This is a genomic window from Dyella sp. 01L423 (genome assembly GCF_056399945.1).
In genome coordinates this window covers 1,355,126-1,374,961 of record NZ_JBFTSI010000001.1, presented here as the reverse complement: position 1 = coordinate 1,374,961, position 19,836 = coordinate 1,355,126, and the positions used below count along the sequence as shown (strand labels likewise).

Here is a 19,836-nt window from a genome sequence, read left to right as displayed (position 1 = left end):
CGTCCACGCGTTGGAGTCATCCGTGCTCGCCAAGAGTTATCCGTATTACCTTGCCAATCAGCCGCAGACGTCCAAGGAAATGATGGACGTGCTGGACAAATACAGCGGCAAGGTCGCCACGCGTGTGTGCGTACCCGACGCCAAGGCTACCGAGAAAGCCATCGCCGCCGCGGTGAAAGCCACCCGGCCCATGCAGGACTTCAAACCCTGGGCGCGGCAACAGGTGTTGCAGCATTGCGCGCAACGCTTCCAGGAGCGACGCGAGGAGCTGGCCTACGCGCTATGCGTGGAAGCAGGCAAGCCGATCAAGGATTCGGACGGCGAAGTGCAACGCCTGATCGAAACCTTCACCATTGCCGCCGAAGAAGCCGTACGCACCAATGGCGAAACGATCAACCTGGAGATCGCCAAGCGACTGGACGGCTATCACGGCTACACCAAGCGCGTGCCGCTGGGGCCGGTGTCCTTCATCACGCCGTTCAACTTCCCGTTGAACCTGGTCGCGCACAAGGTGGCCCCGGCCATCGCCGCCGGCTGCCCTTTCGTGCTCAAACCCGCCGAACGCACGCCGATCGGCGCGCTGATCATTGGCGAGGTGCTGGCCGAAACCGATTTGCCCAAGGGCGCCTTCTCGGTGCTAACGCTCGATGGCAAGCATGCCAATCCGCTGGTGGAAGACCCACGTTTCAAGCTGCTCTCGTTCACCGGCAGCCAGATCGGCTGGGATCTGAAAGCGCGCGCCGGCCACAAGAAGGTGACGCTGGAACTGGGCGGCAACGCTGCATGCATCGTCGATGCGGATCAAGGCCCGCACATGGACTATGTGATCGACCGCCTGGTGTTCGGCGCGCTCTATCAGTCCGGCCAGAGCTGCATCAGCGTTCAGCGCATCTACGTGCACCAATCGCTGTATGACGAAGTGAAGAAGCGCCTCGTGGCAGCAGTGAAAAAGCTCAAGGCCGGCGATCCGAAAAAGAAAGACACCTTCCTTGGCCCGATGATCGACGAGGCCGCCGCCGAGCGCCTGCAGGGCTGGATCGAGGAAGCACGCAAGGCCGGCGGCAAGCTGCTGTGCGGCGGCAAACGCGACGGCGCCATGCTCGAAGCCACGCTGATGGAAAACGTGCCCACCAGCGCCAAGGCCTATCGCAACGAGGCGTTTGGCCCGTTCGCCCTGCTCGCGCCGTTCAAGAAATTCGACGAGGTCGTGGCCCTGGTCAACGATTCGGAATACGGCCTGCAGGCCGGCATTTTCACCGACAGCCTGGCCCACGCCATGCGCGCCTGGAACGAGCTGGAACAAGGTGGCGTGGTCGTCAACGACGTGCCGAGCTTCCGTGTCGACAACATGCCCTATGGCGGCGTGAAGCTGTCCGGCATCGGCCGCGAAGGCATCCGCTGGGCCATCGAGGACATGACCGAGGTGCGCCTGATGGTGATGCGCGAGCGCTGATATTCCCCTTTGATCCGGCCAGCCGCCGCGCCCAGCCACTGATCCGTGCAGGCACGGCGGAACGCCCTCTGGCTGTCACGTATCTGTCTTGCGCCGGTGCTTAGCTTGCGGGAGACCGACACCGAGGGCATGTCATGCAGACCGAAGCCGCAGTCGTCTCCACCGCACCAGCACGCCAGGGATCGGGTCGACTGTTCGCGTTGATCTTCGGAGTGATCCTGTTGATTGGCGCCGGTTACGCCGGACTCCATCTGGTCCAGGACCTCTCGGTGGTCCGCTCCCAATCGCTCGCGCCGTTCCTCCTGCTCGGCGTCGCCCTGCTGATTGCGCTGGGCTTCGAATTCGTCAACGGCTTCCATGACACCGCCAACGCGGTGGCCACTGTGATTTATACGAACTCCATGCCGGCCAATATGGCGGTGATCTGGTCGGGCGCCTTCAACTTTCTCGGCGTGCTGCTGTCCTCCGGCGCGGTGGCGTTCACCGTGGTCTCGCTGTTGCCAGTGGAGCTGATCCTGCAGGTGGGCGGACAGGCGGGCTTCGCCATGGTGTTCGCTCTGCTGATCGCGGCGATCCTGTGGAATCTCGGCACCTGGTATTTCGGCCTGCCCAATTCCTCCTCGCACACGCTGATCGGTTCGATCATCGGCGTGGGCCTGGCCAATCAGCTGATCTCCGGTCACAGCGGCACCAGCGGCGTGAACTGGGATGCCGCCATGAATGTGTTCCGCGGCCTGGTGTTCTCGCCCATCGCCGGCTTCCTGCTGGCCGGCCTGCTGATGTACCTGTTGAAGGCGGTGGTGAAGATTCCCGCGCTCTATCGCGCCCCCGAAGGCAAGAAGCCGCCGCCGTGGCCGATCCGCGCCCTGCTCGTGCTTACCTGTACCGGCGTGAGCTTCAGTCACGGCTCCAACGACGGCCAGAAAGGCATGGGCCTGATCATGCTGATCCTGATCGGCACGGTGCCTACCGCGTACGCCTTGAATGGTGCGGTGTCGGGTGGCGAGGTGAAGACCTTCCACCAGGTGTCGGTGGATACGCAGCATGTGCTCGGCAGCATCGCCGGTAGTATCACTTTCGATGGCGACCCGCGCGCCGTGGTCACCACGGCCGTGCAGCAGCGCACGGCGCAGCCCAATACAGCGCCGGCGCTGGCTCAGCTGATCGCGCAGATCGACCACGAAGTCGGCAATCGCACGTCGCTGAAATCGGTGCCGCCGGAGCAGATGGGCAACGTGCGCAACGACATCTATCTGGCCAACGCCGCCATTCCGCTGGTGCTGTCCCAGCCGGGGCTCAGCAAGGAACAGACCGCCACGCTTACCAGCTGGCGTGGACTGGGCACGCAGGCGATCCAGTTCATCCCGCCCTGGGTGAAGGTGGCCGTGGCGCTCGCGCTGGGCCTGGGCACCATGGTGGGCTGGAAGCGCATCGTGGTGACGGTGGGCGAGAAGATCGGCAAGGAGCACCTCACCTATGCGCAGGGCGCATCCGCCGAGCTGGTGGCGATGACGCTGATCCAGGCGGCCGACATGTACCACCTGCCGGTCAGCACCACGCACGTACTCACCTCGGGCGTGGCCGGCACCATGGCGGCGAACGGTTCGGGCCTGCAATGGGCCACCGTGCGCAACCTGCTGATGGCCTGGATCCTCACCCTGCCCGCCTCGATCCTGCTGGCGGGCGGCTTGTACATTGTCTTCCGCCAGGTCTTTTGAGCGTTTAGGTAGTCAGGGCGTCGTTTCGGCGCCCTCCGGAGTGCACCGACCGTCCACGCCGGATGGCCATGGCCGCCTCCGCACACCGTATCGGGCGTCGCAAGCGCGGCTATCATGGACACAGGGAGCCCGCCTTGGCGGGCTTTAGCCGTCGCGTCCTTTCAAGGAGCTTGCCGGATGCACGCGAAAACCGCCTTATGGCTGAGCGCCTTGCTGTTTATCAGCGGCGCGCAGGCACAGAACACTTCCTCCCCGGCCGCCACGACGCCTGCGCCAGCGGCGGCGGTCGACTTGCAAACCGTGACCGTACGCGGCGAGCAACCCGGCCCAGCGCTATGGGAAGTGCGGCGCGGTGACCATGTCCTGTGGATCGTCGGCACGCTGTCGCCGCTGCCCAAGCATGCCGAGTGGCAATGGACCAAGCTCGAGCAAGCACTGGGGCGTTCCTCCGAACTGCTCGAAGCCCCTTCGGCACGCCTGAGGATGCCGCCCAGCCTGTTTTCCCGTCTTGCCTTGCAGCCGTCCGCCAAACTCAATCCGGGCGGCGCCACCTTGCAGCGTTTGCTGCCGCCGGAGATGTATGCGCGCTGGCTCGCGCTGCGCCATGAGTATCTGCAAGACGACGACGCGCTGGAATTCATGCGCCCGATGATCGTGGCCCAGCAGCTCTATGAGAAAGCGCTCGCCAAGGACGACCTGACCAACGATATCGACGTGGCCGCCATGGTGGAGAAGCTGGCGCGCAAGCATGGCAACCGCATCATCGCCGTGCGCTACGAACTGCTGGTCACCCGGGCGCCGCCCAGCACCAGCATCGATCAGGACCAGCAAAAGGGTATCGCCTGCCTGGACGAGACCATGCAGCTGGTCGAGCACGACATGCCCAAGCTCACGCAGCGCGCCAACGCCTGGGCTACCGGCGACATGAAGACCTTGCAGGGCCTGATGCCGCAAAAGAGCTATGAGCCGTGCATTGTTTCGGCCATCAATGGCGACTTCGAACAGCAGCTCAATATCCCCGACCTGCCCCAGCGCATCGAAGCGGCCTGGATGGATGCGGCCGAGGCCGCGCTCATCCGCAACCGGCAAACGGTGGCCGTGCTGTCGATGGAGCAGCTCCTGTCGTCGGACGGCTATCTGGCCAAGCTCAAAGCGCGCGGCTTTATCGTGCGCTCGCCGGAAAACAGCCTGCTCTGAGGTTTGCCATCGCCATAAAAAAGCCGCGCTTCTTGTCGAAGCGCGGCCTCTCGTGACGTACCGACTGGCTTACTTGCTGCCGCGGTACAACGCAGCCGCATCGGCCTTGAACGACTCAGCACTGCCCGGACGGCTGTAGAACATGTGGCCGCCCGGATAGACCGACAGCTTCACGCGCTGCGCCTGACCGAACGTCGGCATCTGGTCGATGATCAGACGCGAAGTGAAGAACGGGCACGACAAGTCGTTGTAGCCGTGCACGATCAGCACCTTCATGTTCGGATCGTTGCCGATCGCCTTGCGCAGGTCCGCCACCGGCTTGTCATCGGCATTGCCGCGGTCCCAGGCCTTGTTCACGGCGTACGACAGCGCCTCGTAGTGCGCATCCGTCTTCCAGCCCACTTCGCGCGTCACGAAATCCACCATCGCACTGGTGGTCGGTGCGAGCAGCGCTTCGAGAATCGGGTCGCCCGACTGGCGATCGGCCGAACCGGGGAACGGATCGAAGGCGGTGACGTTGGAGTCGTAGACGCTGCCGATCTTCTTGTCGTTGCGATGGATTTCGCGCAGGTAGGTCGCGATATCGACACGGCCATCCAGGCGCGACACCACCGCCGGATCGAGACCCGTATACGCCGACACCTTCTGCACCATGCGACCGATCGCGCCCGGGTCCGAACGGCCGGCCAGGAAGTCGGTGACGAACTGCGTGCGCACGTACGTCTCAACATCGGCCATCGCGGCCGGCGTGAGCTTGCCCTGGCTTTCCAGGTGCGCCGCCGTCATCGACGGCAGGTTGATCATCCACGGCAGCGGCGACAAGGCATCGCCATCGCCGATGGCGGCCGGATCGAGATACGGCGACACCATCACCAGGCCGTTCACGCCCACGCCCATGCGCGTCTGCAGCTCATAGCCGATACGCGGGGCGCGGTAGCCGCCGTAGCTCTCGCCCATCACGTACTTGGGCGCGCGCAGGCGGCCGTGCTTGACCAGCCAGTCGTAGACCACGCGCGACAGATACTTGATGTCGGCCTCGGTGGAGTAGAAATCCTTCTTGGTCTGCTCATCGTCTTCCAGCGAGCGCGAGAAGCCCGTGCCGACCGGATCGATGAACACCAGGTCGCTCATGTCGAGCCAGGTGTTGGGATTGTCCTTGGTGATCGCCGCATCGGACGGCGCATCGCCGTCCACGCCGAACTGGATGCGCTTGGGACCGATGGCGCCCATGTTGAGGTACACCGACGACGCGCCCGGACCGCCGTTGAAGGCGAACGTCACCGGCCGGTGCGGGTCATTCCCCGGCACCACGTACGAGGTGTAGACCACGTCGGCGATCTTCTTGCCTTTGGCGTTGCGCACTTCGATGGTGCCGACGGTCGCCTCGTAGGACAGCGTACGGCCGCCCACACGCACGCTCTGCTTGATGGTCTTGTCGGCCGGCAGCGGCGGCAGATCGCTGTCGGATTTCTTGTCAGCGGCTTCTGCCGCGGGCTTGGCGTCCTTGCCTTCGGCCGCCTTGGCAGACCAGGGCGACAACGCCAGGCCCAGCGCAAAAACACCGACTGCGCACCACGCAGCTCCACGCCCCACACGGGCGAAACGACCTCGTACAGCCAAATCTGGATTCATTGACACTCTCACGCAGGGACTCATGGGACTCGACCGGCAATCGCGCGGGCGAAACACCATAGATGCGTCAAATCGGCACCGGGTCACCAGTGCCGTAAGACAGGGTCAAGACCTTGCGATGCGAGCCCTAGCCCGGCGTGGCGGCCTCGGTGGCGGCGGCTCGTGGCCGCGCGCCCATCACCACCAGCCACAACACGAAGGCAAGCTCGCCCAACTGCAGCGGAAAGGCCACGTTGGCGGCAAGGCCTTCGTACGCCGGCACCACCACGCCCGTCACGCACAACGCCAGATAAGCGAAGCCATTGAGAATCAGCCAGTAACCGAGAAAGCGCGGCAGGAAGCGCGAACGGATCACCAGCAGCGCCAGCGGGAACAGCCACAAGCCCCAGAACATCTCGGCGCACGAGATCATCATGCCGTGCAAACGCAGGAACAGCGCCGCGAGCGCCTCGCGCTGCGGCTGCTCGAACGCCGCCAGAATCGGGCCGCCCTTGACCAGCAGCAGTGCCGCCGCATCATTGAGCACGTTGAAAAAATACAGCGGCGTATCCATGAAACCCAGCACGAACATCAGCCCCGCCAAGGTCTTGTTGACACCCTTGAACAGCTGATACAGCGTGAACGTCAGCAGCAGGCTGATCACGCCGGTGAGCAGATCGCCAAAGATGCCAAGCCGGAACAACAACTCGTGCGCAGCGATATTGCCCGCCGTCGCGGCCGGGTTGTCATGCACGAACAGCGTGTTGGGGATATAGATCAGCCGGAACGGCGCCGTGATCGTCAGCGCGAGGTAGATGAGACCCGCGATGCGTGCGTCACGCTTGAGCTTTGCCATTGGAAGCATTCCCCAGAGATGCGTGAGTCATCGTACAGACTATCGGGATGCGGAAACCGCCATCGGCGTTGATCGCGCGGCATTCGTCTGCCGACGCCTCAGCGTCCAGACCAGCACGATGGCCAGCGCTGCGCTCAAGACACGCAGGCCATTGCCCAGCCAGCCGGTGGCGGCCGAGGGCGCGACGTCGAACACATCCCATGCGGCATTGAGCGAGCAGTGGAAAGTGAGGCCACACCACAGCGTGTAACCATCCATGGCGTCGAGCACCGCAAACACGATGCCGCCGACGAAGGTGATGGCGAAGACCTGGAGCGCCAGCTCACTGTCCTGCATGCCCACCCAATGCACCCAGCCAAACACCAAGGCCTGGATCAGCACGGCCGGCAGCATCCGCCAGCCGAGGCCGCGGCGTACGAAGATGAAACCGAAGCCGCGAAACACCAGTTCCTCGGCCAGCGGAAACAGCAGCGCCGTAAACAGGATGTCCCGCCAATCGATGGTCGCCTGCAACTTGCCGGTGACGGCGCATCCGATCCAGAACGGCAACGTCGCAAGCAGCACCAGCGGCGGCGCCTTCCATCCATTGGAGCGCAGACCCAACAGGCGCGGAACGGATTGCCCAGCCTGCCGTGACCGCAAGGCCAGCAATGCAACGAGCGCCAGCAATACCGCCAGCAGGTTGTCCATGCTGGAGCCGCCGAAGGACGGCATGGGCAAGCCGGGAATCTTCAGGCCCAGCATCAAAGCCAGGTCGCGCACGGACAGCGCAGCGAACAGCACCGCTATCACTACGACCGCCTTGACCCAAACAACTGCGGAATGCGACGTCTGCATATGCCCTCCTGGCCGATGGGACGAACGCCTTACTCTCACTCCGGCCCGTGGTTCACCGCAAGAATGACCTTTGGGGCAGAGCCTCGCCCGCCCGCGCCCGGGCGATCGTCGAAGACTGGGCGATCAAACAACGTCTTTGATCAGAGAACCGCAGCGTCAGTGCGCTATGCCCTGATCCCGTTCCAGCTCTCCCACGGTAACCGTGCCGTACCAGGCCGCATCGCGAATGCGAAAATACTGCTTGGGGTCCCAGCGCCAGGCCACGTAAATATTCCCGCAACCCGTGATGGGAGCGCCATCGATGGAAGCTGCCCCACAGGCTGGCGACGGCCCTGAAAAGCGGGCCAGCGAGGGATCGGCTGCCGCCAATTGGGCCACTGTTACCGAGCTGACCTCCGACGCACCAAAGCCAAGCAATGAACCGGTCATTTCAGTCCTCGCCTCCCGCAACGCCCGCTCCATGCGCGGCTTTGCCACGGCATCGCCGTATTCGCCGGACAGTTGATCGAGCAGCGCGCTTGCGCGTTGACGCTGTTCGTCGCCCAGTTGATTCCACACGGCGTCGCGGGTGGCCATGTAGCGCGGGAATTTCCGCTCTGCGGCCAGCGCCAGCCAGGCATACGCAGTGACAGGATCCTTGGCGACGCCTTCGCCATGGAGATACATCAGGCCAATGCTGAGCTGGGACAGCTTGTCGGCATAACGGGCGCCCATCTCGAAATACTTCATCGCTTTGGCATAGTTGCCGCTGGCGTAGGCCTGCATGCCGACGAATTCGCCGTACTGATCGGGGTGCCCCCAGGTCGAGGTGCGATCCATGGCGGCCAGTACCTCCTGCGAGGCCTTGTCCTCCATGGCTGCTGCATGGGCCATTGGGAGAGAAAGCGGAAGAACAGCGACAACCAAGATGCCGATCCATTGCGTCTTCATGAGTGCCTCCCGAGGGTGCCTTGACCTCTCTGGTGTATTTCATGACCCGTCCCATTCACGCAGTGTGAAGAGCCTCGATCAACTCATCTCCTGCCACTGGAAATAGCGGCGATGGGCGATGCTGAGCAGGTGGCGATCCTCCGGCGTATCGCCATAGGCATACACCACCGGATAGGCGGCCAGGTCATAAGCGGCGCGGACGCGGCGCGCTTTCTCCGCATTCACGCATTGTTCGCCGCGATAGCGCCCGGTGAGCTGGCCGTCGCGTGATTCGAGCTGGGAGCACAGCAGCTCCAGCTCATGCGTGCGGCACCAATGGGACATATAGACGTCCAGCGCACCGGACACCACCACTACCCGATCACCCTGCGCCTTGTGCCAGCGGATCCGCTCCAGCGCCTGCGGGCGCAGCACACCCGGCAATACGTCGCGCGCAAATTGCGCGCCGCGCGCCAATGCATGCGTTTCGGACACGCCACGAAAACCCATCTGCACCGCGCTGCGCCGCATGAGATTGGGCGATATCCAGCCAAGCTTGTAGCCGGCCACCATCGGGGCGAGCAGCGCACCGCCAAAGGCGCGCCGGCGCGGCGACACGGCAAACTCGAAAAAGGGCCGGAACATCTCGCGGGTGGTAATGGTTCCATCGAAGTCGAACAAAGCGAGATTCATGGCACTCCCTTGCCGTGTTGCCTGCGCGGCGCATGCTCGATGCCTGCGGCGCGGGCGTCAAGTGTCTTCAGGCGACCGACTCGGTGTCCGCCAGCCGCAGACGCGCCACGTCGCGCAGGGGCGGCGCACCAAACTGGCGGCTGTATTCACGACTGAACTGCGAGGGACTCTCATAGCCCACCTGGTGCGCCGCGGTGGCGACGTCGCATTGGCTGGACAACAGCAAGCGACGCGCTTCGTGCAAACGCAGCTGCTTCTGATATTGCAGCGGACTCATGGCGGTAATGGCGCGAAAATGGTGATGCAGCGATGAGGTGCTCATGTTGACGCGCATCGCCAGTTCATCGATGCGCAAGGGCTCGTCGTAATGCTGCCGCAGCCAGTCGATGGCACGCGACACCTGGTGACCCTGGCTGCCGGACGTGGCGATCTGCGCCAGCAGCGCGCCCTGCTCGCCGGTCAACAGCCGATACAGCAGTTCGCGCTCGATCAGCGGCCCCAACACCTCCAGGTCGCGCGGCGTGCCTAGCAGACGCACCAGGCGCAGCAGCGGATCGAGCAGTTCGCCATCGAGCGGACTCATGGACAGGCCGGGCGCCGAGACGACCGCGCTGCGACGCAACTGCACGCCGGGCAGCAGCTCACGGATGCATTGCAGGTCCAGGCGAAAGGTCAGGCACAGACATGGCGCATCGTCCGACGCCCGCACCACCTGCGACGACACCGGCACATCCACGGCATTGACCATGTAGGTAGCCGGCTCATGCAGGAAGGTCTGCTGGCCGAGCAGGATCTGCTTGGCCCCCTGCAGCGCCAGCCCAAGACCCGGGCCGTACATGGCGCAGGTCGGCACGCCGACCGAGTTGGCGCGAAACAGCGTCAGGGCCGGCCATACCGTCGTGTGCAAGCCGTCCGCAACCGCCAATCGTTCAACGATGGCTGTCAATTCCTCGCGATCTTGCGCCAGGCGTGCCGAGGAGCCAAGGATGGAAGGGTTTTTATTCATGGACTTAGGTTCCATTTCTACAGGACGAGATTGCCTGTTTCTCCGCCACTTGGCGAGGCCTTAGGCCACCGGCTTGCAGGATCGGGCAATCATCTCGCAGGAATCGGCTACCCGGGCGTCATGCCGGGCGACCATACTCGACCACCTTGCTGTCCCGTCCCCAAGGAGTCATGCCATGACGCTTTCCATCCGCGGCTACGCCGCTCAGTCCGCCACCACGCCGCTGGCCGCGCATCAGTTCGAACGCCGCGATCCGCGCGCGAACGACGTGGTGATCGACATTCTGTATTGCGGCGTTTGCCACTCGGACATCCACCAGGCGCGCGACGAATGGGGCGGCAGCCTCTACCCGATGGTGCCCGGCCACGAGATCGTGGGCCGTGTCAGCTCCGTCGGCCCCGAGGTCACCAAGTTCAAGGTCGGTGACACGGTAGGCGTGGGCTGCATGGTCGACTCGTGCCAGCATTGCGCGTCGTGCAACGCCGGGCTCGAACAGTATTGCGTGGAAGGCGCCACGTGGACTTATAACGGCATCGATCGCCACGACAAGATGCCCACCTTCGGCGGCTACTCCGAGCGCATCGTGGTCTCGGACAAGTTCGTGGTGTCGATCTCCGACAAGCTGGACCTGAAGGCTGCCGCGCCGCTGCTGTGCGCGGGCATCACCACCTGGTCGCCGCTGCGCCACTGGAACATCGGCAAGGGCAGCAAGATCGCCGTGATCGGCCTCGGCGGCCTGGGCCACATGGGCCTGAAGTTCGCCAAGGCGATGGGCGCCGATGTCACTCTGTTCACCCGTTCGCCGGGCAAGGAACAGGAAGCGCGTCGCCTGGGCGCCGACCATGTGGTGTTGTCCACCGACGAGAAGCAGATGGCCGCCGTGTCGCGCCAGTTCGACTTCATCCTCGATACGGTGCCCAACCCGCACGACCTCAACCCCTACCTGGCCACGCTCGGCATCAACGGCGTGATCTGCCTGGTCGGCCAGCTGCAGCCGCTCGATCCTCCGGTGAACGCTGCGCAGGTGCTGCTGGGTCGCCGCTCGATCTCGGGCTCGGCCATCGGCGGCATCGCCGAAACGCAGGAAATGCTGGACTTCTGCGCCGAGCACAACATCGTCAGCGACATCGAAGTGATCGACATGAAGAACATCAATGCCGCCTACGAGCGTGTGATCAGCAGCGACGTGCGCTATCGCTTCGTGATCGACATGGCTTCGCTCAAGGCAGCCTGATGTACTGACCCGGGCAGCGCAAGCCGCCCGGATGTCACACAAAACCGGTCCTTACACGGCCGGTTTTGTTTTTCCGCCGAGATGACGACTGGCCTCATGCGCTTCGCGCAGTCGTTGCGCATGCGCCTTGAGCAGATCGCCGCGCGTGATGATGCCCACCATCCGGCGTCCCTGGCGATCCATCACCACCAGGCGGCCGACGTCGGCTTCCACCATATGATCGGCGGCTTCGCGCAGCGTGTGGTCTTCGCGCACCACGAGGGGCGGACGATGCAGCAGCGAATGCACTTGCGCATCCGGCGGCGAGCCGGCCCGCAGCAGATCGCGGCGCGTCACCACGCCCAGCAAGCGGCCCTGCTCGTCCACCACCGGAAAGCCCTGATGTTTGGCCGGTGCATGTTCCGTCGACAGCCAGGCCTGCACCTCGCCAATCGTCTCGCTGGCGCGCAGGCTCACGACGTCTCGGCTGCATGCCTCGCCAACAGCAAGGCGCTCCAGGTAATCAGCCGTGTACTCATCTGGCACGCGCACGCCGCGACGGACGATCTTCTCCGTCATGATGGTGTTGCGCATCAACAAACCCGAAACCAGGTATGCCGCCGCGCAGGCGCCGAGCAAGGGCAGCAGGCCGTGCGGCTGCTGAGTCGTCTCGAACGCAAAAACGACCGAGGTGAGGAAGGCGCGCGACGCCCCCGCGAAAATCGCCGCCATGCACACCAGCGCCGCCACGCGCGGATCCACCTGCAACCATGGCAACCAGTTCACGCACAACAGGCCGAGCACGCCGCCCATCGCGCTGCCGATGGTGAACAGCGGTGCGAGCGTGCCGCCCGAGGTTCCACTGCCCAGCGCCACCGACCATGACAGCAGCTTCATCAGACACAGCGCGAGCATGCCGGCGAAGCCGACCTGACCGGCAATCAGCGCGGCGATATTGCCGTAGCCCACGCCGAGCGTCGCCGGCATGAAGTAACCCACCACACCCACTACCACGCCACCGATGGCCGGCCACCACATCCAGTGAATCGGCAGTTTCTCGAAGCCGTCCTCAATGGCATAGGTGAGCTTGGTGATGCCAACGCTGACCACGCCGGTGACGATGCCCATGACGATATAGGCAACCACGGCACTCAGTGCCGGCGTGGCGATTGCCGGCATCGGGAACATCGGTTCATTGCCTTCTAGCAGGTAGCGCACCGCTGTGCCCATCACCGCCGCCAGCGCCACCGGAATCAGCGAACGCGCACGACGTTCAAACAGCAGCAATTCGATGGCCAGCAAGACGGATGAGATCGGCGCGGAGAACACGGCGGCCATGCCTGCTGCGGCACCCGCGGCCAACAGCGTCTTGCGCTCGTCCGCGGTAACGCGCAGCAGCTGGCCGATCAGCGAGCCCAGTGCACCGCCAGTGGCGATGATCGGCCCCTCGGCGCCGAACGGACCGCCCGTGCCGATGGCAATGGCGGACGACACCGGCTTCAGCCAGGTGATGCGCGGCGGAATCCTGCTCTCGTTGAGCAGCACCTGCTCCATCGCCTCGGGAATGCCGTGTCCGCGAATCGCACGCGAACCCCAGCGCGCCATCGCGCCGACAATCAGGCCGCCGATCACCGGCACCGCAATCACCCACAGGCCCAGATGATTGCCCGCGGGACTGCTGAATTCAGTACTGAGGCGCCCGTAAAACGCGAGGTTGGTGACTAAACCGATCAAGGCCGTCAGCAGACGCGCCACCAGCGCCACCGCCGAACCCAGCAGCATGGCGAGGAAACAGATCCACAGCACGCGCCGCTCCAGCGGACGGAAATGGCGCGGCATATGCGCCGCCGTCAGCGTCGGGTCCAGCGACGGGGCAAGCGGAAGCGCCGCACGCGAGTGCGGATCGGAGGGCAGTTCGGAGGGCATCGAGGGCAACTGGCGTTAGGTAAGCCGCGCAAGGTTACGCGGATATGCGCTCAGTAGCTGGCTGGAAAATGAACGGCTATTGGGCGCTTCAGGCGCCCAGCGGCGGCGCCTTTGGGGCGTTCCAGCCCAGCACGTTGTAGACCCGGTAACGCAGGATGCCCAGATACTCGTGCAGCGAGGCATCCATCAGCATGAAGTTCCACGAGTCGGGCGCCACTTCCCTGCGCGCATTGACCCAGTCGCCAGCCACCGGCTGCGGCGCGATGCCGAAATGCGCGAAGTAGAGCAGCGACCGACGCAGATGAATCCCGGAAGTCACCAGCACGATGTGCTGCGGCGCGTATTCGGCGAGGATCGGACGGCTGAACTGCGCGTTCTGCCACGTGCTCATGCTGCGCGATTCAATCGACATATCCGCGGCGGGAATGCCGAGCGCGCGAAATGCACGGCCATACACCACCGCCTCGGCCTCGCCGTGATCCTGCGAATCGCCACCGCTCACCACCAGGCGGCACTCCTTCCCGGCAGACTTGCACGCGCTATAAAGCTGGGCGGCGCGCAACAGGCGACCATTGACGAAGTAGGAAGGCTGCAGCGGATGGCCTTCCTCTACCGCCGTGCCCGCGCCCAGTACCACGATCGCATTGCGCGGCGTCCACGCCATGGCCGGATCGACTTCATATCCCGCTTGCAGGCCGTCGGAAAGCCAGCGCGGCAGCGCGCCGCAACCAATGCCGAAGAACAGCAGCAGGCTCGCGATCAACAGCGTGCGCGCGGTCTTGCGCCAGCGCAGGCGATACAGCCACACGATCAACAGCAGCAGCACGAACAGAATGGCCAGCATGCGGATTCCCCGCTCCATGGAAAGGCATGGCATCTTAGGGCCTTACGCTATGGCGAGGCGATAGCGCAGGGTCGATCGACCTGTCGCCCTGGGGAGACGCCAGCATGCTGGCGAGCGGACAATGTGACACCGCGGGGACCGGTTCATGACCACACTCGTTTTCGTGCACGGCTGGAGCGTCACCAACACTTCAACGTATGGCTTGCTGCCACAGCGTCTCCAGGCGCAGGCCGCATCCGGTGGCATCGCACTGGCGGTGGCCGATATCTGGCTGTCCGAATACGTGAGCTTCGATGACGTGGTCACCATGGCCGACGTCGTGCGCGGATTCGATCACGCCCTGCGCGACCTGCATCTGCAGGATGCGAGCTTCGTCTGCGTCACACACTCCACCGGCGGCCCCGTCGTACGCGAATGGCTGCGCGCGCAACGCGAGCGACCGCACGCCTTCAGCACCATCCGCCTTACTCACCTGATGATGCTGGCGCCTGCGAATTTCGGCTCCGCCCTCGCCCAACTCGGCAAAAGCGTGCTGAGCCGCCTGCACGCGTGGGCCGGTGGGGTGGAACTGGGGCAACGCATACTCGACTGGCTGGAACTGGGCAGCAGCGAATCGCTGTCGCTCAATCTCGATCATATCCACGGCGATGACGCGACCGAGCGCGGCCAGTTCCTGTTCGTGCTCACCGGCGATCGACCCGATCGATCGCTCTATGACCATATCAACAGCTATACCGGCGAAGACGGTTCCGATGGCGTCGTCCGCATCGCGGCAGCCAACCTCAACGCTCGCCATGCCGTGCTCGCACGCCAGGGCAGCGGCAACGATGCCACGCTGGCCATCAATGCCACCATCGCGCCGCGCACTGCCTTCAAGTTGATTCCGGGTGCGGCCCACTCCGGCCTCGAGCAAGGCGTGATGGCAGCCGCACCGCAAGCGACGGTGGACGCCTTGCTGCGCTGCCTGCAGGTGCGCGACGTGGCCGGCTACCGCCAATTGTGCGACGCCTTCGATGCAGAGAACGCACAACGCGACGCCGCGCCCGTGGAAAAGGAGCCGGTGGGTCCGTTCTCGCCCCGCATCCATATCCATGATCCGCGCAGCATGCTGGTTGTTCGCCTCACCGACGAAGCGGGCGAGCCTCTGCTCGGCGCACGCCTGTTGTTCGAGGCCGGCACGCCGCCAAATCCCGACTGGATGCCGCAGGGTTTCATGCTCGACCGCCAGGCGAACAGCCGGCAGGGTCACGTGATCACGTTCTTCTTCAACCATGGCTTGCTGGCCGGCACCGGCCGCGTTGCTGACCCCGACAACAGCCGACGCACCTTGCGTGCCGCGATGGACGGGCATCGTCCTTACAGCGCGACGATCGAACCCGCCGATCTCGCCGGACTGGTGCATCACGCCATCGCCAGCACGGCGGCCAGCGACGACCTGTTCCTGATCCTGGCCCCGCACCAGACCACCGTGCTCGACGTGGTGCTGCCACGCCAGGTGCGCGAAGGCGTGTTCCGGCTGACTCAAAAGCGCGAGCCGGAGGATTTCTCGCACCCTGTAGCAGGTGACGTCATCCCCTGACTTCGGGAGCCGCCAAACCCCGAGTGACGATGGCCTGCGTTACATGAGAATGCAGCCACCCTTCCTGAACCCAACACTGCAATGGACGCCTGCCACTGACCCGCCTGCTTACCCCAAGCCCCGGTTTGGCTTAACCTCGCCGCCCATGGATGCCCCTGTGGACGACGATGCGACGCTGATGCTGGCCTATGCCCGGGGCGAGCCAGCCGCGTTCAACGCGCTGTACGCCCGGCACCGGGCTGCGCTGTATCGATTCCTGCTGCGCGCGGCGCGCGATCCGCAGCTGGCCGAGGAGCTTTTTCAGGAGACCTGGAGCCGCGTCGTGGCCTCGCGGGCGCGTTATGCGCCGCAGGCCAAATTCACCACCTGGCTACTGCAGATCGCGCATAACCTGCTGATCGACAGCTACCGCCGCAAGCGCCCCCTCGCCACCGGCGAGGAGGCCGAGCGGGTATTCGAAGTGACGGCGTCACCGGAACACGAACAACCCGAGCACCTGTTGTCGGAGTTCGAACGTCGCCGGCGTCTGCAGCTGGCGATCGAACAACTGCCCGATGAGCAGCGCACCGCCGTGCTGCTGCGCCTGGAGAACGAGCTGAGCGTGGAGGAGATTGCCGAAGTCACCGGCGTGGGACGCGAAACTGCCAAATCGCGACTGCGCTATGCCATGAACCGTTTGCGCGAACAGTTGGCCGAATGAATACGCACGACCACGACAACGACGCGCTGCCCGGCGAAGACGAGCTCAAGTCGCTCTATCGCAGCCTGCCGCGCAAGGAACCGTCGCCCGCCATGGATAACGCCATCCAGCGCGCAGCAGCCGACGCCGTGCGCGCTGACAAGCGCCGCGTCGTCACGCGCTGGCCGGTCGCGGTTGCCAGTGTGGCGGTCTTGGTGGTGGCTGCCGGGCTGGGCTGGCGCACGATGCAACAGCCCACGAACGTACCGCAAGGGCCTGCTTCGCGCGCTGTCGCCGTCAGTGCTGCGCCCGCGAACGAACCGGCGCAAGCGGCGTCCAGTCAAAGCGGTGCCGAGGCCGTCAACGCCCCTGCCGCACCATTGGCGTCTGCAGCGCCGGCGGCGCGCATCGCGGCACCGACTGCAGCGAAGCGGGACAACATCCGTTCCGCCATGAAGGCGAAAGTGGTGGCGCCGGTCGTCGCGACCGCGCAGCCCCCCGCCTCCGACACAGAAGCCGCACCGCTGGCAGCCATGAACGAGGACAGCATGGCGGCGGCGCCTGCGCCGGCAGCCCCCGCGCCTGTCGCGCAAGCCGCCCCGTCCGCTTATGCACCGCAGGCCGGCATGCGAGCCACGGCCGCCTCAGGCGTACTCAGCCAGCGCGTAACGGCGATGAAGGTCATGGCCGCCCCCGCTATTTCGCCGGACAGTACGGCAGTCAACGCCGCCGATACACCAGCGCAAGAGCTGGAGAAGATCCGCCAGCTGTTCGCCTTGCATCGCCACGACGAAGGCGTGCAGCGGCTGACCGCATTCCAGCAGACGCATCCGGACGTGTCCTTGCCCGACGACCTGCGAGCGCAACTGCCTGATCATGAGTGATCCGCTGCACACCCTGGCCGCTGCCTGCCAGCACAGCGAGGACATCAAGAAAAGTCGGTTCCTGGCCCAGGCCGCACCGGTACAGACACCCGAGCAGGCGCTGGCCTTCGTACGCCAGGTGAGCGAAGCGGCAGCGACCCACAACTGCTGGGCCTATCGCATCGGCCAGGACTATCGCTTCAACGATGACGGCGAACCGGGAGGCACCGCGGGACGTCCCATCCTTCAAGCCATCGAAGGCCAAGGCATCGATCGCGCCGTGGTCGTGGTCACGCGCTGGTATGGCGGCATCAAGCTGGGCGCCGGTGGATTGGTGCGTGCCTACGGCGGCACCGCAGCGGAGTGCCTGCGTCGCGCCGAACGCGTTCCCTTGGTTGCCATGGCGCGGCTTGGCCTGCGCTGCGACTTCGCCGAACTGGCCCTGCTCAAGGCACGCCTGCGCGAGTTCGATGCCGAGATCGTGCAGGAAAGCTTCGATGCGCAAGGGGTTGCCTTGCAGATCCAATTGCCAGACAGGCATGCCGATGAAGCGCAGGCGCTGGTCAATGACCTCAGCCGCGGTCGTCACAGCGCACGCCGCCTGGATTGAATCGGGCGTGAGCCGCCCCACCTTCAAACAGATGCGCCAGCCCGGCGCGGATGCCGACGACGAGAACCCATGAGCGAAACCGCCGACACCCAGCGCCCCACGCGTCGCATTGGCACCTTGATGCAGCTATGGCCGTTCGTGCGCCCCCATCGCGCGCTTGCCGGCGGGTGGCTGGTGTTTCTGGCGATATCTTCGAGCGCCACGCTGGTGTTGCCGATGGCCGTGCGGCACATGATCGACCAGGGCTTTGGCCATTCCAGCCTAGCCACCATCAATGCCACCTTCCTGGGCCTGTTTGGCGTCGCTTTGGTCCTGGCGTTTGCCACGGCGGCGCGCTACTACTGCATCGCGCTGCTGGGCGAGCGTTCGCTGGCGTCGCTGCGCTCCCAACTCTATGCGCATGTGATCCGGCTCGATGTGGGCTTTTTCGAACGCAGCCGCGTGGGCGAACTCATCTCGCGCCTTGGCACCGATACCGAGGTCATCCAGGCGCTGATCGGCTCGGGCATCTCCGTGGCGCTACGCAGCGCCGTGATGTTGCTGGGCGCCACCGCCATGATGGTATGGACCAGCCCGCGGCTGGCCGGTCTTACCGCACTGGTGATTCCGGCAGTGATGCTGCCCATCCTGGTGTTTGGCCGCCGCGTCCAGAAGCTCTCGCGCGCCAGCCAGGATCGACTTGCCGACGCCGCGGCCGTCGCCAATGAAACGCTCAATGCCGCGCCTGCCGTCAAGGCGTACGCTCGCGAAGACATCGAGAGCGCGCGCTACGGCGGCGCCATTGCCCGCGCACTGGCCACCGCGCGGCAGCGCATTGGCATGCGGTCGATCCTGACGGCGACGGTCATTGTGCTGTTCTTCGGCGCCATCGCACTGGTGCTATGGGCTGGCGCGCGCGACGTGCTGGCCGGCACGCTCGATGTCGGCGTGCTCGCGCAGTTCGTGATCTACGCGTTCCTCGCGGCCGGCTCGCTCGCCGGTCTGTCCGAAGTCTGGGGCGACGTGCTGCGCGCAGCAGGCGCGATGGAGCGCATTGGCGAACTGTTCGAAGAGCGCGCCGAGATCACCAGCCCCGCGCAGCCTGCGGCCCTGCCTCGCCCGATGGAAGGCGCGTTGCGCTTCGAACACATCCAGTTCCACTACCCGTCCCGACCCGACGCGCCCGCGCTGCACGACTTCGACCTGAGTATTCGCCCCGGTGAAACCGTGGCGCTGGTGGGTCCTTCTGGCGCGGGCAAGAGCACCGTGTTCGCCCTGTTGCTGCGTTTCTACGATCCCCAGACAGGACGCATCACGCTGGATGGCATCGACCTGCGCGCACTCGCCCTGCCCGAGTTGCGCGGCGCCATCGCCTTGGTGCCGCAGGAAACGGTGATCTTCGGCGGCAGCGCAGCCGAAAATATCCGCTTCGGCCGCCAAGATGCCGACGATGAGGAAGTGCGCGATGCCGCCCGCGCCGCCGAAGCGAACGAGTTCATCATGGCGATGAGCAAAGGCTATGGCGAGGAACTCGGCGAACGCGGCGTGCGCCTGTCCGGCGGCCAACGCCAGCGCATCGCCATCGCCCGCGCCATCCTGCGGGATGCCCCCCTACTCTTGCTGGACGAAGCCACCTCCGCGCTCGACGCCCAATCCGAAGCCGCGATCCAGCAGGCCCTGGAGCGTCTGGAGAAGGGCCGCACCACCCTCGTCATCGCCCACCGCCTCGCCACCGTGCAGCGCGCCGACCGCATCGTGGTGATGGACGGCGGCCGCATCGTGGCGCAAGGCACGCACCAAAGCCTGCTGGCCGAAGGCGGCCTTTACGCGGAACTGGCCAGGCTGCAGTTCACCGCTTGAGGC

The 19,836-nt window shown here is 65.0% G+C and carries 17 protein-coding genes; 9 read left to right on the top strand and 8 right to left on the bottom strand.

Going from position 1 to position 19,836, the window contains the following annotated elements; translation table 11 throughout:
* The first annotated feature begins 22 nt into the window (after nucleotides 1–22).
* The 3 genes from AC1DMY_RS06280 to AC1DMY_RS06270 all read left to right on the top strand — a co-directional run bounded on the left by AC1DMY_RS06280 (nucleotide 23) and on the right by AC1DMY_RS06270 (nucleotide 4,368).
* On the top strand, nucleotides 23–1,453 hold the full coding sequence (locus AC1DMY_RS06280) for an aldehyde dehydrogenase family protein (protein ID WP_477164097.1): 1,431 nt from the start codon (nucleotides 23–25) through the stop codon (nucleotides 1,451–1,453).
* A 134-nt stretch (nucleotides 1,454–1,587) separates the two neighbouring features.
* Nucleotides 1,588–3,171, top strand: a complete 1,584-nt coding sequence (locus AC1DMY_RS06275) for an inorganic phosphate transporter (protein ID WP_477164096.1) — start codon at nucleotides 1,588–1,590, stop codon at nucleotides 3,169–3,171.
* 177 nt (nucleotides 3,172–3,348) lie between these two features.
* Nucleotides 3,349–4,368, top strand: coding sequence for a TraB/GumN family protein (locus tag AC1DMY_RS06270; RefSeq protein ID WP_477164095.1), 1,020 nt, complete (start codon nucleotides 3,349–3,351; stop codon nucleotides 4,366–4,368).
* Between the two features lie 69 nt (nucleotides 4,369–4,437).
* On the opposite strand, the gene AC1DMY_RS06265 is transcribed toward AC1DMY_RS06270, so the two are convergent.
* From AC1DMY_RS06265 to AC1DMY_RS06240, 6 genes are all read right to left on the bottom strand, one after another.
* Nucleotides 4,438–5,907 carry a S10 family peptidase gene (locus tag AC1DMY_RS06265; protein WP_477164094.1) on the bottom strand — a complete coding sequence of 490 codons (1,470 nt, stop codon included), beginning with the start codon at nucleotides 5,905–5,907 and terminating at the stop codon, nucleotides 4,438–4,440.
* A 220-nt stretch (nucleotides 5,908–6,127) separates the two neighbouring features.
* Nucleotides 6,128–6,835, bottom strand: a complete 708-nt coding sequence (locus tag AC1DMY_RS06260) for a DUF4386 domain-containing protein (RefSeq protein WP_477164093.1) — start codon at nucleotides 6,833–6,835, stop codon at nucleotides 6,128–6,130.
* Nucleotides 6,836–6,874: 39 nt separating this feature from the next.
* Nucleotides 6,875–7,672 carry a lysostaphin resistance A-like protein gene (locus AC1DMY_RS06255; RefSeq protein ID WP_477164092.1) on the bottom strand — a complete coding sequence of 266 codons (798 nt, stop codon included), beginning with the start codon at nucleotides 7,670–7,672 and terminating at the stop codon, nucleotides 6,875–6,877.
* Between the two features lie 156 nt (nucleotides 7,673–7,828).
* Complete coding sequence (locus AC1DMY_RS06250; protein WP_477164091.1) at nucleotides 7,829–8,602, bottom strand: sel1 repeat family protein; 774 nt, start codon at nucleotides 8,600–8,602, stop codon at nucleotides 7,829–7,831.
* A 78-nt stretch (nucleotides 8,603–8,680) separates the two neighbouring features.
* Nucleotides 8,681–9,274: an HAD family hydrolase gene (locus AC1DMY_RS06245; RefSeq protein ID WP_477164090.1), complete on the bottom strand. Its 594-nt coding sequence runs from the start codon at nucleotides 9,272–9,274 to the stop codon at nucleotides 8,681–8,683.
* A gap of 67 nt (nucleotides 9,275–9,341) precedes the next feature.
* Nucleotides 9,342–10,280, bottom strand: a complete 939-nt coding sequence (locus tag AC1DMY_RS06240) for an AraC family transcriptional regulator (protein WP_477164089.1) — start codon at nucleotides 10,278–10,280, stop codon at nucleotides 9,342–9,344.
* A gap of 175 nt (nucleotides 10,281–10,455) precedes the next feature.
* Between AC1DMY_RS06240 and AC1DMY_RS06235 the strand changes: the two genes are divergently transcribed.
* Nucleotides 10,456–11,514 carry an NAD(P)-dependent alcohol dehydrogenase gene (locus AC1DMY_RS06235; RefSeq protein ID WP_477164088.1) on the top strand — a complete coding sequence of 353 codons (1,059 nt, stop codon included), beginning with the start codon at nucleotides 10,456–10,458 and terminating at the stop codon, nucleotides 11,512–11,514.
* A 51-nt stretch (nucleotides 11,515–11,565) separates the two neighbouring features.
* Here the strand turns inward: AC1DMY_RS06235 and AC1DMY_RS06230 are convergent, their stop codons facing one another.
* Nucleotides 11,566–13,332 (bottom strand): chloride channel protein, encoded by a 1,767-nt coding sequence (locus tag AC1DMY_RS06230; RefSeq protein ID WP_477164200.1) that lies wholly within the window; start codon nucleotides 13,330–13,332, stop codon nucleotides 11,566–11,568.
* Nucleotides 13,333–13,507: 175 nt separating this feature from the next.
* Entirely contained in the window at nucleotides 13,508–14,263 is a 756-nt protein-coding gene (locus AC1DMY_RS06225) for a YdcF family protein (RefSeq protein ID WP_477164087.1), read from the bottom strand.
* Between the two features lie 145 nt (nucleotides 14,264–14,408).
* Here AC1DMY_RS06225 and AC1DMY_RS06220 point away from each other — a divergent pair, with 145 nt between their 5' ends.
* From AC1DMY_RS06220 to AC1DMY_RS06200, 5 genes are all read left to right on the top strand, one after another.
* Nucleotides 14,409–15,842 (top strand): lipase family protein, encoded by a 1,434-nt coding sequence (locus AC1DMY_RS06220; protein WP_477164086.1) that lies wholly within the window; start codon nucleotides 14,409–14,411, stop codon nucleotides 15,840–15,842.
* 145 nt (nucleotides 15,843–15,987) lie between these two features.
* Nucleotides 15,988–16,542, top strand: coding sequence for an RNA polymerase sigma factor (locus tag AC1DMY_RS06215; RefSeq protein WP_477164199.1), 555 nt, complete (start codon nucleotides 15,988–15,990; stop codon nucleotides 16,540–16,542).
* A complete protein-coding gene (locus AC1DMY_RS06210; RefSeq protein ID WP_477164085.1) occupies nucleotides 16,539–17,405 on the top strand; it encodes a hypothetical protein in 867 nt (288 codons plus the stop codon). Before AC1DMY_RS06215 ends, AC1DMY_RS06210 begins: the two co-directional genes overlap by 4 nt.
* A complete protein-coding gene (locus AC1DMY_RS06205) occupies nucleotides 17,398–17,994 on the top strand; it encodes an IMPACT family protein (RefSeq protein WP_477164084.1) in 597 nt (198 codons plus the stop codon). The genes AC1DMY_RS06210 and AC1DMY_RS06205 overlap by 8 nt, the downstream gene beginning before the upstream one ends.
* Nucleotides 17,995–18,063: 69 nt before the next feature.
* Nucleotides 18,064–19,833 (top strand): ABC transporter transmembrane domain-containing protein, encoded by a 1,770-nt coding sequence (locus tag AC1DMY_RS06200; protein ID WP_477164083.1) that lies wholly within the window; start codon nucleotides 18,064–18,066, stop codon nucleotides 19,831–19,833.
* The last annotated feature ends 3 nt before the right edge of the window (nucleotides 19,834–19,836 follow it).